This window comes from Candidatus Nitrospira allomarina (assembly GCF_032050975.1).
Classification (GTDB): Bacteria; Nitrospirota; Nitrospiria; order Nitrospirales; family UBA8639; genus Nitrospira_E; species Nitrospira_E allomarina.
The window spans coordinates 4227580-4241770 of record NZ_CP116967.1 but is presented as its reverse complement, the minus strand read 5'-3'; the positions used below and the strand labels follow the sequence as shown (position 1 = coordinate 4241770).

The 14191-nt window shown below is 49.5% G+C and carries 12 protein-coding genes; all 12 read left to right on the top strand.

Annotation, left to right across the window (positions count from 1 at the left end):
• Positions 1–84: 84 nt before the first annotated feature.
• The 12 genes from PP769_RS18515 to PP769_RS18460 all read left to right on the top strand — a co-directional run bounded on the left by PP769_RS18515 (position 85) and on the right by PP769_RS18460 (position 14118).
• Entirely contained in the window at positions 85–1110 is a 1026-nt protein-coding gene (locus PP769_RS18515; RefSeq protein ID WP_312643069.1) for a TIGR03013 family XrtA/PEP-CTERM system glycosyltransferase, read from the top strand.
• A 318-nt stretch (positions 1111–1428) separates the two neighbouring features.
• Positions 1429–2253: an XrtA system polysaccharide deacetylase gene (locus PP769_RS18510; RefSeq protein WP_312643067.1), complete on the top strand. Its 825-nt coding sequence runs from the start codon at positions 1429–1431 to the stop codon at positions 2251–2253.
• 467 nt (positions 2254–2720) lie between these two features.
• Positions 2721–4070, top strand: coding sequence for a hypothetical protein (locus PP769_RS18505; RefSeq protein ID WP_312643065.1), 1350 nt, complete (start codon positions 2721–2723; stop codon positions 4068–4070).
• Positions 4071–4411: 341 nt separating this feature from the next.
• Positions 4412–5590: a glycosyltransferase family 4 protein gene (locus tag PP769_RS18500; protein ID WP_312643063.1), complete on the top strand. Its 1179-nt coding sequence runs from the start codon at positions 4412–4414 to the stop codon at positions 5588–5590.
• Positions 5591–5618: 28 nt separating this feature from the next.
• Positions 5619–7304 (top strand): glycerol-3-phosphate dehydrogenase/oxidase, encoded by a 1686-nt coding sequence (locus PP769_RS18495; protein WP_312643061.1) that lies wholly within the window; start codon positions 5619–5621, stop codon positions 7302–7304.
• Entirely contained in the window at positions 7292–8092 is an 801-nt protein-coding gene (locus PP769_RS18490) for a class I SAM-dependent methyltransferase (RefSeq protein ID WP_312643059.1), read from the top strand. Before PP769_RS18495 ends, PP769_RS18490 begins: the two co-directional genes overlap by 13 nt.
• Positions 8092–9078, top strand: a complete 987-nt coding sequence (locus PP769_RS18485; protein WP_312643056.1) for an NAD-dependent epimerase/dehydratase family protein — start codon at positions 8092–8094, stop codon at positions 9076–9078. Before PP769_RS18490 ends, PP769_RS18485 begins: the two co-directional genes overlap by 1 nt.
• A gap of 235 nt (positions 9079–9313) precedes the next feature.
• Positions 9314–10054 (top strand): acyltransferase, encoded by a 741-nt coding sequence (locus PP769_RS18480; protein WP_312643054.1) that lies wholly within the window; start codon positions 9314–9316, stop codon positions 10052–10054.
• A complete protein-coding gene (locus PP769_RS18475) occupies positions 10051–11601 on the top strand; it encodes a class I adenylate-forming enzyme family protein (RefSeq protein WP_312643052.1) in 1551 nt (516 codons plus the stop codon). Before PP769_RS18480 ends, PP769_RS18475 begins: the two co-directional genes overlap by 4 nt.
• A gap of 18 nt (positions 11602–11619) precedes the next feature.
• Positions 11620–11880 (top strand): acyl carrier protein, encoded by a 261-nt coding sequence (locus PP769_RS18470; protein ID WP_312643050.1) that lies wholly within the window; start codon positions 11620–11622, stop codon positions 11878–11880.
• A complete protein-coding gene (locus PP769_RS18465; RefSeq protein WP_312643048.1) occupies positions 11877–12986 on the top strand; it encodes a glycosyltransferase family 4 protein in 1110 nt (369 codons plus the stop codon). The genes PP769_RS18470 and PP769_RS18465 overlap by 4 nt, the downstream gene beginning before the upstream one ends.
• On the top strand, positions 12910–14118 hold the full coding sequence (locus PP769_RS18460; protein WP_312643046.1) for a polysaccharide deacetylase family protein: 1209 nt from the start codon (positions 12910–12912) through the stop codon (positions 14116–14118). Before PP769_RS18465 ends, PP769_RS18460 begins: the two co-directional genes overlap by 77 nt.
• Positions 14119–14191 lie beyond the last annotated feature (73 nt).

Here is a 14191-nt window from a genome sequence, read left to right as displayed (position 1 = left end):
CGATTTAATATGCGGCCAGAGCCCTGGCCGGATATGTTGAACATGCTGATGGGGTGACCTTGCCTCGGATTGTTAGGGTCTCTTATGCGAAGTCGGTGGAGGAGGTTTTTTTTTACATTTGCCCCAAAACGGTGGACTAAACGGCGGGTCCTCATTTTGGGGGATGGGCCTCTGGCTCAAGCCCTGGCACGTGTCTTAGTATTCGATCAGTCTTTCCGATATGATGTCAAAGGGTTTTTGTCGCATAATCCCGCCATAGTAGGAACGACGTTGGTCAATTCCAATGTTCTTGGGACGACCAATCAGCTGTTTGAAATTTCTGAAAAAAATGAAATTGAGACCATCGCGGTCTGCGTGGAAGACCGTCGTGGCACGTTGCCTCTTGATTCTCTGTTGGATGTGAAATCCATGGGGCTTGAGATTGTGGATGGACACCGCCTCTATGAGACCGAGTGCGGGCGTCTGTCAATTGATGAGCTAAAGCCAAGTTTTCTCATTTTTTCCTCTGGATTCCGGAGAAAACCCATTATTATGTTCCTCAAACGTATCGGGGATGTATTAGGTGCGTTTCTTGGGCTCATAGCGTTGGCTCCCTTGTTTGTCTTGATAGCCCTGTTGGTAAAACTGGATTCTCCTGGCCCCGTCTTTTATCGGCAAACTCGCGTGGGGCATCATGGCTATCCCTATGTCCTGTTAAAATTTCGTTCGATGCGAAATGACGCTGAGGCCGAAGGGATTCAGTGGGCGAGCCTGCGGGATGTGCGCGTCACGAAAACAGGAGCCTGGCTTCGAAAGCTTCGATTGGATGAGTTACCCCAATTGATTAACGTCTTGAAAGGGGACATGAGCCTGGTTGGGCCTCGGCCTGAACGTCCACATTTTGTGCAGGAACTGCGTAAATCTATCCCCTACTATGATCTTCGACACACCGTTCGCCCAGGAATCTCAGGTTGGGCGCAAATCTGTTTCCAGTATGCGGGGTCGGTGGAGGACTCACATGTCAAATTGCAATATGATCTCTACTATGTCAAAAATCTCTCGTTATGTTTGGACCTACGAATCCTTGTGAGGACTATTGGAGTCATGTTTACGGGAGAGGGTGCGCGATAAGTGCAATTGACATATCGTTCGTTGGACTTCATTGGAATGACTCCCGGTAGGCAATCTCTAGCAAAAATTCAGGAGGTATACTAAGGGGAAGCCAATGTGTTGGAGTTTTCGACCGTAGTTTTTCTGTCAAGCTTCACCCCAAAAGTTGCTTCTTATCTCACACTCACTACCCCTATCTTACCCTCTCATGTCTTCAAGTTCTCACTTGTGAATTGTGGGAGATCACACGCCCTCCACTTGTTTACTTTAACGGACTTCAGTGTACCCCCTGATAAACCGAAAGGATCTAACAAACAAGTAGAAGGATGTGCATGTATCATGATCCACGGGTTGAGCTTCGATATTGAGGAACATTTTCAGGTTGCTGCCTTTGATTGTGTGGCTCGCCGCCGCCATTGGGAGAGACACGAAAGTCGGGTAGAGCGTAATACGCATCTTATCCTGGATCTTCTGGAGCAACAGGGGATTCACGCCACGATGTTTGTGCTGGGATGGGTGGCAGAGCGACATAAAGGGTTAATCAGGCGTATTGTGGAATCGGGACATGAGTTGGCCTCTCATGGCTACGCGCATGAGCTTATTACGGGGCAGACTCCTGAGGCGTTTCGGGAAGATATTCGTCAGGCCAAACATATTTTGGAAGATATTGGAGGGGTGCCCATCATTGGTTACCGTGCTCCGACCTTCTCAATTACGAAGGAGTCGGAATGGGCCTTGCCGATTCTTGTAGAGGAAGGGTATCGCTATGATTCCAGTATTATGGCGGTCGTCCACGATTACTATGGAATTCCTGGGGCCATCCCAACCATTCACACGATCTCCACCGATTCAGGGCCCATTTGGGAGGTTCCACCTTCGACCTGTAAATGGGCCGGAATCACCTTTCCTGTTGCGGGAGGGGGTTATTTTCGTCTTTTTCCTTATCGGTTGCTCAAGCCACTCCTGCAGCGAATCGAAGCACAGGGCCATCCTCTAATCATGTATCTCCATCCGTGGGAGCTGGATCCTTCTCAACCCCGTATGAGGGGATCCACGCTTTCAGAGTTTCGTCATTACCTGAATCTCGAAAAGGTTCATGGTCGTCTCATTCAACTGATTCGGGATTTTCCCTTCGGGCCGTATCGCAATCTTATTACCTCCTAATTGGTAGTCGGTGTCTGTCAGCAAACGATCCTCATCCTTTATCCAAGGAGGTATTGCCATGGTTAAATGGGTGTTGGTGAAAGTGATAGGAGAACTTTACCTCTATTTCTCAATTGACGGACACGCCAATATTCCCTCTTTAATCGGCTCACGTCTTTATTTCAAATCTCCCCAAATCTTCTAAAGAGAGCAGCAAAAGAAGCGGCCTCATCAGCTCTCGGTGGGATTCGGTCTATTTTGTCATGTTCTCCAGACAAGTCGGCAACAGCTTTCCTGGGCGTAATCCTTGAGCCTGATTATTTTCGGACTTATGGCTTATTTTTTTATTTTTTTGACCGATAAATAACATTATGCATGGTTTTATCGGTTGATTCCCTTGTTTTCGGCTTGGGAGATGAACATGGCAGTACTTTTCAGAGCCTGCGGTGGGGTGTGCTTGATTAGTTGAGGAGGATGTGATTTAGAACATGCGAAATCAGAATATTTTTCGTCCGGCTCTGGGTTTTCTTTGCTTGGCTATCGCTTACCCTTCGAGTCTTGTTTCAGCTGCGCTGACGCTGGAATCTTCTTTTAACCTCACTGAAACATATACGGACAATCTCTTTTACGATGATGAAGACAAAGAGGATGATTTTGGAACCTTAGCGGGCCCGAATCTTGAGCTGAGATACGACAATCCCGATATTGTCTTAGGTGCGACGTATTTCGGCAGATTTGCAGCATTCGTCAATAATCCTGATCAAAATCGCTATATTCAAAACGCCAATATTCTTTTGGACCTTCCTTTCCTTACCAAACGATATAAGAAGTTGACCGTGACTATTGATGAAACTATGAACTTTACCCCGCAATTGGATGCATTCTCTCTGTCTGGAGCGCAGGATGCTTCTACCACATTTTCGGGGAGAGGAACTGATTCTGGAGGTGCGGGAGGAACTGGGGGCGCCTTGGGTGGGTCTGGAATTTCACAGGGAACCGGTGGCACCCAGGGAGTGTTTACTTCACGGGCCAGCGCATTTTCAAATTTGTCCGGAATAACTTTTGGTTATGCCATGACGCCTTCATTGACTCCGACTTTTAGTTACAAAAACCAGTACCTCCACTTTTTTTCCAGTGGGTTCCAGGATCAAATGACTCATATTGGAAGAATTTCATTGGTCTATGGCCAGTCTGAACAAACCACGATCATCCCATCCTATACCTATTTGCAAACAGATTATCTTGGCACACCGACTCAGGTCACCGTTTCGGATAAACTCATTTCCCACCAGCCTCGATTAACCATTTCCCATAATTTTACTCCGTTGTTGACGGGGTCTCTTCAAGGGGGGGCTGCATTTAGCAAACAAATTGGTGCTAAAGAGACTCTGGATAATGGAGCCACTACCCAAGAACTTTCCGATAAGTGGCAGAGTACATTAATTGGGGGAGCAACGATTACAAAAACCTACCGAAATGGAAACGTTTCCATGAATGTGGATCAAACGATTGGGGGTGGTGGGGGGTTGGCCTCCCAAGAGACCCGAACACAAACCATTACGGCAAGGATTCAACACAATCTGAGCACAAAGTTGAATGGCTTTGCCTCTTTCGGTTACGCCAGGAACAAATCGACTCAAGACGGCAACGCCTTTAATACCAATACTTATCGGGTTCAGGGGGGGATCTCTTATGCTTTTCTGAATTGGCTCTCCGGAAATTTGAGCTACTCCCATATTAATCAGAAATCCAAGGGCTTGGCGGTCGGCGATATTAAAGTCAATCAGGTCTTTTTCGGGTTAACGGCCTATGCTGATCCCTGGATTCTAATGCGATAAGGATGGGCAAGAAAAATTTCTGTTGCCAATGCCATGTAGATTGATCCTGCTCACACCATTCCGTATTCCACCAATATGCTCAATCGGACACCTGGATATGAATTCATTGGCCATGCCTCTAACCGGACCCATCTATGGATTTGGTCATCTTCTTCGTTATTCATCTTCAATTCGTCTTTCGAATTAGCCGATAGATTTTTTTAAGCGTTCTCTCGCTATCATCAGGATACTCTCATTCAGCCCTGGAACCTGTGGCATGAACCATTGGTCAGGAACGCATGTGTGGAAAGTCGGGAATTCTCGTTTCGGATTCCTTATTCAGAATTGAATGAAATTTTGATATGAACATTTTGCTTCTAGCTCCCCATCCCTTTTATCAAGATAGAGGAACTCCTATCGCCGTCAATCTTGTCCTCAAGGTGTTATCAGAACGTGGGGATACCATTGATGTCCTCACGTTCCACGAAGGAAGGGATGTGGACTATCCGAAGGTCAATATTTACCGAATACCGGCCTGGCCATTTATTGGCAACATTCGGCCGGGGTTTTCATGGAAGAAGTTAGTGTGCGATGGCCTTCTGTGTGTCAAGATGATCGTTCTGCTTTGTAAAAATCGGTACCACCTGATCCATGCGGTAGAAGAATCGGCCTTTCTCGCGCTTGTCGTGAATTGGATAGCACGCATTCCCTACCTCTATGACATGGACTCCTCGTTGGCGCAGCAAATGATTGAAAAGTATCCTCGCCTGACTTGTCTGTCCAAGGCGTTCATGGTTTGTGAACGCCGGGCGGTGCAGGCTGCTGCTCTCGTGATGCCTGTGTGTGAAGCCTTAGTGACGCGCATTGAACCGTATCACCCGTCAAAAATTATGCTGCTTGAAGACGTTCCTCTTCTGGGAGAACCGACAGACTCTTCCTCAATGGCGACAGAGGATCTCAACGCACCGGGCATCCGAGTTTTATATGTTGGAAATCTGGAAACCTATCAAGGAATCGATTTGTTATTAGATAGCTTTGCGCTGGCTTTGAAGGAAGTGCCACAGAGCACGCTATTCATTGTGGGCGGTGAAAAAAACAGTAGGGATTTCTATCACCAGAAAGCCAAACATTTAGGTATCGACCGGAACGTGTACTTTCTGGGTCCACGACCCCTTGATCAACTGTCTGCGTATCTGTCGCAAGCGGATATTCTGGTGTCTCCAAGAATTAAGGGAAATAATACTCCCATGAAATTGTATTCCTATCTTGCCAGCGGGAAGGCGGTTTTAGCCACAAATTTGGTGACCCATACCCAAGTCATCAATAACCGAGTGGCCATGTTAGCCGACCCGAACCCGGAACCATTTGCTGAAGGGATGCTTCAACTTATGAAGAACGACGATCTCCGACGATCCTTGGGTCTGGCAGCCAAGAAACTGGTCGAAGAAAAATTCAGCTTTCGGGCCTTTCGAATGAAATTGAACGCGGTGTATGACTATCTCGGTGAAACCATACAGCAGAATTCAGAAAGTAATAGATAGCCGGGTTTTCTTATCTTCAGGCGCGATAATGACCAGAGATTTACTCCGATTGGCAAAGGGCCGGTACGATGTGATTGTCGTGGGAGGTGGAATTTATGGCGCGTGCGTGGCCTGGGATGCGAGCCTCCGTGGATTGTCGGTTGTTCTGCTTGAAAAAGGTGATATCGGTTCAGGGACCTCGGCGAACAGCTTGAAAATCATTCATGGAGGATTTCGATACCTACAACATGGGGATTTTTCGCGAATGCGGGAATCGTTACATGAACAAAAGGCGCTGATGCGGATTGCCCCGCATTTGGTCCATCCCCTCCCAGTCCTTATCCCCACGTATGGCCATGGTCTGCGAGGAAAGGAGGTCTTCGCGTGTGCCTTAGCGATTAATGATCTTGTCGGGTTTGATCGAAATCGATTGGAGGATTCCCAAAAGCATATCCCAAGAGGGCGAATTCTCCCACGAAGTCAGGTTCTGGAATTGTTGCCGAATATTCAGGCACACAATCTGACGGGTGGCGGGGTGTTTTATGATGCCATGGTCTACAACTCGGAACGGTTACTGCTGTCATTTCTTCACTCGGCTGTGGCGATGGGGGCGGAACTGGCTAACTACGTCAAGGCGGTTGGGTATCTCAAAGGGAAGGACAACGTTCGGGGGGTTGAAGCTGAGGATATGCTATCGGGTGAGCGATTTCAGGTTGAAGCCAAAGTGGTGGTTAATGCCTGCGGCCCATGGTTGGATCAGACAGAAGATATGTTGTCTGATCGTCCCAGGAACCATCGGATCCCGTGGGTCAAGGCGTTTAATATTCTCACTCGTCCGTTGTTCTCATCCTATGCCGTTGGGTTGGCGGCGAGGGGGAAATATTCCGATGACCGGGCTTTGCTGAACAAAGGGAAGCGTCTGTTATTTATGGTGCCCTGGCGTGGATGTTCCCTCATTGGGACCGCATATCGCTCATATGAAGGAAAGCCGGATGAATTCAGCATTTCCGAAGAAGAGATTCATGAATTTTTACAGGAAATCAATCAGGTCTATCCTCAAGCTGCTCTTCAAATGAACGATGTGAAATTTGTCAATGGCGGCCTGCTCCCAGGGGCGGGTGTTGAGTCCCGTGGTGGAGATATTCAGCTTGAGAGTGAAGCTTCCATACGGACCAGGGGAGACGTTGGAGCCGAAAATGTTATATCGCTTGTGGGCGTCAAATTTACAACGGCTCGACGGGTGGGAGAACGAGTGGTTGATCAAGTGTTTCAGGTTTTGGGGAAGACTCCACCACGATCGCAAACGTCTCATACCCCTCTTTGCGGGGGAAAGATCTCTAAATTTCAGGAATATTTGAGCCGGGAAATGGAAAGGCCGCGCCAGGGATTGAGTGCTAAGGCGGTGCAACGGTTAGTTTACAATTATGGCTCTTCCTATGGCGACGTTCTGCAATATTGTCCTGATGCGGGTGGCTGGGAGCCCCATTCCGAGTCAGAATCCATCAGGCTTTTACAAGCGGAAGTGCAGTATGCCTTGCGGGAAGAAATGCCTCAACGATTAAGTGACGTGGTTTTTCGCCGAACAGAGTTAGGGACGGCTGGATATCCCGGCGATAAGCCCCTGGAGGTTTGCGCCGATATCCTCTCCAAAGGGTTGGGATGGAGTAAGACCCAAACCCAACAAGAATTGGCTATGGTTCGAGGTATGTACCCGAGGGCAACATGGCGGAATTAGAAAAGCCCCTATGGCCCATTCGACTATTCAATAAATCCGTCTTAAAACAACGGAAATATAAAGAAATCACTGAGGCCCTGGGTGAAACGGCGCAGTTACGGTGCCTGGATATCGGGGCAGATAATGGCGTGCTCAGCTACTTGCTCCGTCAACGGGGTGGACATTGGAAAAGTGCGGATCTTGACCAAACGACTGTGGACGCGATTCAGAGCTTGATTCATGAACGGGTGTTTCAGATTGATGATCGAGGCACACCGTTTGCCGACGATGAATTCGACCGTGTGGCTGTGATCGATTTCCTTGAGCATATTCCCGATGATGAGGCGTTTATCCGTGAGCTGCATCGAATCGTCAAACCGGGGGGGCAAGTGATTTTGAATGTGCCACATCTCAAAACGAGCTTGCTCAGGAAAATTCGATTGGCAATCGGCCAGACGGATGAGAAGCATGGGCATCTCCGCCCCGGTTATACACGTGGTGACATTGCCCGAATGTTGGGAACCCAATTTGCCGTGCTATCGGAAAAGACCTATTCCAAATTCTTTTCAGAATGTATTGATACGCTGATCACCTTCGCCTTTGATGTGCTCAAAAGTGGGAAGCGTAATTCGGCCAAAGGCCTTGTGATAACCGGGAATGATCTCCAACGCTATCAAAAAATGTTCACCATGTATTCGCTGCTCTATCCGTTTATCTGGGTCGTCTCGAAGCTGGATCATCTGTTGTTTTTTACGAGTGGATACATGCTGTTAGTGGTTGCTCAAAACAAGAAGGATACAAACGCATAATGGGGCGAGTGTTGGTTACCGGTGGAAAAGGGTTTCTGGGAAGCCACCTGGTGAGGCGCTTACTTGCTGAAGGCGAAGAGGTTCGCGTATTTGGGCACCGGGGAAGCAAGCAGGGTGAAGCCTTACGTGATAACGGGAGTGAAGTCATATGGGGAGACATCCGCAATCTCTCGGATGTGGAGCAGGCCGTTCATGGGGTGGAGAAAGTCTTTCATTTGGTCTCCAACTTTCGGAAAGGGGGATCGGATAAAGCCGACGCGTATGCCGTGAATGTGGAAGGAACAAAAAATGTCCTCAAGGCCGCCAGGAAGTATGGGGTTGCCCGCGTGGTTCATTGCAGTACGATTGGCGTCCATGGCGATGTTCAGGCGATCCCGGCTCATGAGGGAACGCCATTCAACCCCACCGATTTATATCAGGAAACGAAGCTCAAGGCGGAACAATATGTCTGGCAATTTCATCAGGAAACAGGGTTGCCCATTAGTGTTGTCCGGCCAATTTCGCTGTACGGCCCTGAAGATCTGCGCATGCTGAAATTGTTTCGTACCATCAAAAAGCGACAGTTTATCTATATAGGCAAGGGCAATGTCTTGTTTCATCCGGCCTACATTGACGATGTCATCGAAGGGTTCCTTCTCTGCGCGACCCATGACAAGGCTGTGGGAGAAGCCTTCATCATCGGAGGGGACGGATACCTTCCGTTACATGACCTCGTAGATCGGATTTCCGCGCAATTTCAGGTTCCACCTCCACGTTTGCATATTCCGTTGCGACCGGTGGAATGGCTAGCCACCCTGTGTGAGTCCCTGTGTACACCTTTGGGCATTGAACCTCCTTTGCACAAACGACGCGTGAGTTTTTTTAAAAATAATCGGGCCTTCTCAATTGAAAAGGTGAAACGTGTTCTTGGTTACGCTCCACGGGTTCCCTTAGATGAGGGGCTGAAACGAACTATTCGCTGGTATGAAGAACATGGGTATCTCTAGTCAAGGAAAACCTTCTGGGGGTTTGTACGAGTAAGGGTTGAATTGTAAAAAATGGGAGAATGCCAAGCTTCATCTCCTTTTTGAGGTATCAGGTAGCGCCATGATAACCATTTCTTCAGGCAACGGGATGGGGGGCGAGGTTATGCCAACGATGACGCGAGTCTTGCTGCACCCGGGCAAGTCCTGAAATCCAGGGATTAAATGCCTATGTTGTTTGTTTGCAAGGAGCACCGGCATGAATGAGCGACCGCTAGTTGAATCGCTTGGGGACGCCACTCTTTCCCCCTATCGGCGATACCTTAATATCTTTGTTGGCAAGGAATCCCTTGTGGCCTTGGCCAAATACGAGCTCTACACGGGTTTGCTTGGTCGATTGCCGGGTGCTATCGGTTATTTTATGCGGGGGAAATGCTATCCCGGCCTTCTGGAAGCCGTCGGTCGAGGGACGGTCTTCGGAGCGGGGGGCGTGCTGCGTTGTCCTAAGCGAATCCGGTTGGGGCGGGGAGTGATGATTGATGACTCTGTCGTACTCGATGCGAAAGGACCGAGCTCATCCATCGTTCTTGGTGATCAAATCCTATTGGGGCGAAATAGCATTCTCAGTTGTAATGACTCTGCGATATCGATCGGCAATTTTGTCTCCATTGGGCCTTTCTGTTTTTTGGTCTCCCGCAGTCATCTGACAATAGGTTCCAATGTTGCGATCGGAGCAGGCACGTATATGCTCGGTGGCGGCCATGCCTATGACGATCCCGACACGCCTGTGATTCATCAGGCTCGGGTGTCGAAGGGGATTGTGATTGAGGACGGGGCCTGGATTGGAATCGGTGCGAAAATCCTTGATGGGGTGACCATTGGCCAAAACAGCATTGTCGGTGCCGGTGCCGTCGTATCCAAGGATGTGCTGCCTTGGACCGTGGTATTGGGTAACCCCGCTCGTGTCGTCGAAAAACGCAAGCAGGTTAAAGAAGGATGAACACACTTCCCATGGTTTGGTCTGAGGCGGAGCGTCTGTGGCCTGAAAAAATCGCGCTCGTCACGGAGAGAGAGCAATTGACGTATGCTGAACTCGCCAGGCGTATACGTCGCCTATCTTGCCAGTTGATCCGGCAATGGGAAGTCCGACCGGGGGAGGTCGTGGGAATATTGGCGCCAAATGGCGTTGAGTTCGTGCTTACCTATTTTGCGGTGACAGCGATTGGCGGAATCGTTCATCCTATCGATGAACGGTTTAAACCTGAGGAAATCCGCTTTCTCCTTGAGGATTCCGGTGCACGGTTTGCTATCGTCCACCAGGCGCTTTGGGAAAAATTTGCGAATGTATGGAATATTCTCCCCGCGTTAGAACGTGTCATAGCTGTTGGTGATGTTGGGGCTCATGTCGAAAGTTTTCATACGTGGGTGCAAGGGCCGGCCGTTCCTGACATTACGGGGGCAGTAGAATTGTCTCCCGCCTCTGATGATATCGCGGAACTCATGTATACCTCAGGAACGATAGGCAATCCGAAAGGTGCTATGCGCTCGCATGCCAATGCCAGAGCTGCGTCCGGAAATGCACGACGAGCGTTCGGCTATCGGCACGAGGATGTTATTGCGATTGTTATGCCACTCAGTCATTCAAGCGCCCTAGTCAGCCAGATGCTACCCATGGTTGAGGTGGGCGGCAAGATTGTGCTGGTGGAGCGATTCGATGCTGCGGACCTCGTGGGGAGAATTCGTGGGCAGGCTGTGACCTGCTTTCGTGCGGTTCCTGCCACGTTTAAAATGCTGATGGTCTATCCAGAGTTTAATGCCGATCACCTGCCATCTTTGCGGTTGTTGATGAATTCCAGCGCGGCGATCGACCCCAAAACTCATTGGGAAATCAAAGCGCGTTTCCCGGAGGTGGATTTGGTCAATTCCTATGGCCTGACGGAGGCCTCCACCTGCACGATCCTTACTGACGCCATGGCTCGAAAGCATCCAGATTCCATTGGCGTTCCGATACCCGGTGTTGAAATGTCCGTTGTGGACGATGCCGGATGCGTGGTCGATGACGGGATTGAGGGCGAGTTTTTTGTGCGGGGTCCGCACGTGTGTCATGGCTACCATAACCTCCCTAATGAAACAAAAGCGTTATTTGCTCCAGGAGGCTGGATGAGAACCGGAGACATGGGCCACAAAGATTCCGAAGGCCTTTTTTACTTTCACGGTCGTAAAGCCGACGTCATAAACTGTGGCGGGAGAAAGTATGCCCCGGTGGAAGTGGAAAACTGCATACGGGAACTCACAGAAGTTGCCGAGGTCGCTGTCCTTGGTGTGCCGCATCGTGTCCTCGGCCAGGTCGCCAAGGCCTTTGTGGTCTTTCGGGATCGGGCGGCTGCAGATCTTAGGGCCGTGACCCGGCATTGTACCCGAAATCTTCCGAGCCACAAGGTCCCATTTTATGTCGAGTCCGTCGACGCGTTGCCGAAAAACAGTCTCGGCAAGATGCTGCACCGCGAGCTCAAGGCGGAATCACATGCTGCATTTCATAAAAAATAAATAAAAAGGACTGACATCATGTCAAACACACATGCGAGGGTGATCGAGTTTCTGTCAATCGTCTTACAGGTGGATATCCCCACGGATATTGACGATCTGCAACGCCGGGAATTCTCCGAATGGGATTCCATTAATCATCTGCGCCTGATCATGGAGCTTGAAGAAATATTAGGTGTGACACTTGAAGATGAACAAGCCGCAGACCTGTCCTCATCCAGGCAAATTGAGGCGCTGTTCATCAGGCACGGAGTGACGTTACCTGACGAGGCGTCCGCGTGAGAATAGGTATATGTGCCAGAACCTGGGGGGAAAACGGCGGAATCGGTGTGTATACCCGAAGCGTCATTCCTTCGATGTTGGATCTAGATGCACGAAACGAGTATCACATTCTTTATTCAAACAAGGCTCATCTTGGATCGCTAAAGGGCACGGATCGCGTTCGTGAAGTGTACCTGCCTGCCAAAGGCAAGTGGATGTGGGATCAATGGGCGGTGCCGAGATATGCCCACCGGGAAAAATTGGACGTGATCTTTCACACGAAATTCGCCATCCCGTTCCTGGCAAGATGTAAAACGGCCATGGTGCTTCATGGGACCGAGCGGTTTGTTCATCCGGAATTTCATCAGTCTGCGGATCTCTGGTTCTTTAAAACAGTTTACCCGCAGTACCTCAAGCGGGCCTCACTTATCATTGCGGTATCGAGGCGAGCAAAAGAGGATATCATTTCTTACATGGGTATTGATCCGGGCAAAGTAAAGGTGGCCTATCTCGCCACTGATCCCATTTTCCGATTTATCGGTGATCCAGAACAGTTGGAGCTTGTCAGCGCAAAATATAATCTTCCGCGGCGTTTTATTCTGTTCGCCGGGCATATTTACCCGGGTAAGAATTTTGGCCGGTTATTGGAAGCGTTTTCCACAGTGAGAAAGGATATGGACATTCACCTCGTCGTAGCAGGAGGGATGCGCTGGAAATACCAGAATGACCTGAATGCGATTGAGACTCTGGGATTAAAGAAAAGTGTGCATTTTGCCGGCTATGTCCCACAGAATGAGTTAGTGGCGTTTTACAATCTCGCTGCCGCAACAGTGTTTCCTTCACACTATGAAAGTTTTGGACTCCCAAATATCGAGTCAAATGCTTGCGGTTGCCCTTTAATTACCAGTCGTACAGGAGGAATGCCCGAAGCAGCAGGCGATGCCGCCATGTATGTCGATCCACTGGACGTGGCTGATATTGCGAATGCCATTGTCCGAGTGTTGACCGATGAGGACCTCCGACAATCCCTTATTGCCAAGGGGTATGAAAATGCTGCGCGTTTCTCCTGGGAAAAAACGGCAAGAGCCACATTGGACGCGTTGGAGTGGGCCGTCGCTCCTGCGTAATGATAATTTGATCATTCTGAAATTCAAGAGAAGCTTTGAGAAGAACCGTAACGAACTGTTTGGATTGGGATTCGGACAGTACCCGGCATTTGTACGCACGGATGTACAACCGGAACAAATACCGGTATTTCAATTCCATGATGTCTCAAGGGACACGCTCGAACCGGCCTTGGAGTTCATTGCCAGAAATCACTATGTAACCTTAACGGGAGATGAATATTACCAACGGGTAATCGGTGAATTTCCAAGACAGGACCGTGAGGTGCTACTGACGTTCGATGATGGTCAAGCTAGCCTCTACTCAATCGCCTTTCCCCTGCTCCGTAAATTCAATCAAAGAGCCGTCGCCTACATCGTTCCTGGGCGTGTTCCAGATGAACGAGGGATCCTGCCACACCACAATACCGACTTGGCTCTTTGTACCTGGCGACAAATACGCGAAATGTATGAAAGTGGTGTGATCGACGTCCAGTCCCACTCTCTATACCACCATAGTATCGCCATCTCCTCGACAATTGTGGATTTTACGAGGCCCGGCATTTCGACTTCTTTTCTGGAATCTGATCTTGCGCCGATTCATCCAGGAAACAAGAATAGGTTTTGCCCGGACCTTATTAAGACCTGGGGCTTGCCAATCTACCAATGGAGCGCTCGTATGGGTGCCCATCCAGCGTATATTGAACACACGCAGATTTCAGAAGCGTGCATCAGGCACGTTGCCGACCATGGTGGAGAGGCTTTCTTTCGCAGTCGGGGTTGGCGACGTCAACTCAAGACCGTGGTGCGGGACGCCCAAGAGAAATTTCTTCCTGCACGATTCGAAACAGCCGGGGAGCAGCGACACGCGATTCTCACCGACCTATGTGAATCGAAGGCCGCAATCGAAGCAAGGCTTCCAGGCAGCCGTGCGCAGCATTTCTGTTTTCCCTGGTACAGGGGATCTGCATTGGCTGTCGAGCTTTCCCACACAGCCGGGTACCTCACTAACGCTTGGGGCAGCCTCCTGCCGCAATTCGTGAATAAGGACACGAGCCAACCGCTCCCAATTCCTCGGCTTCAACCGAAGTATATCTTTAGGCTTCCAGGTCTTGGACGCAGGCCATTATGGAGGCTATGCGGTGGAGCAGTGTAGTGGCTAGTTGTGGCATTGATGAGATAACGAGGAAGGGTAAAGATGTTGCTTTGCCGAATCGTAAGGAAAAACC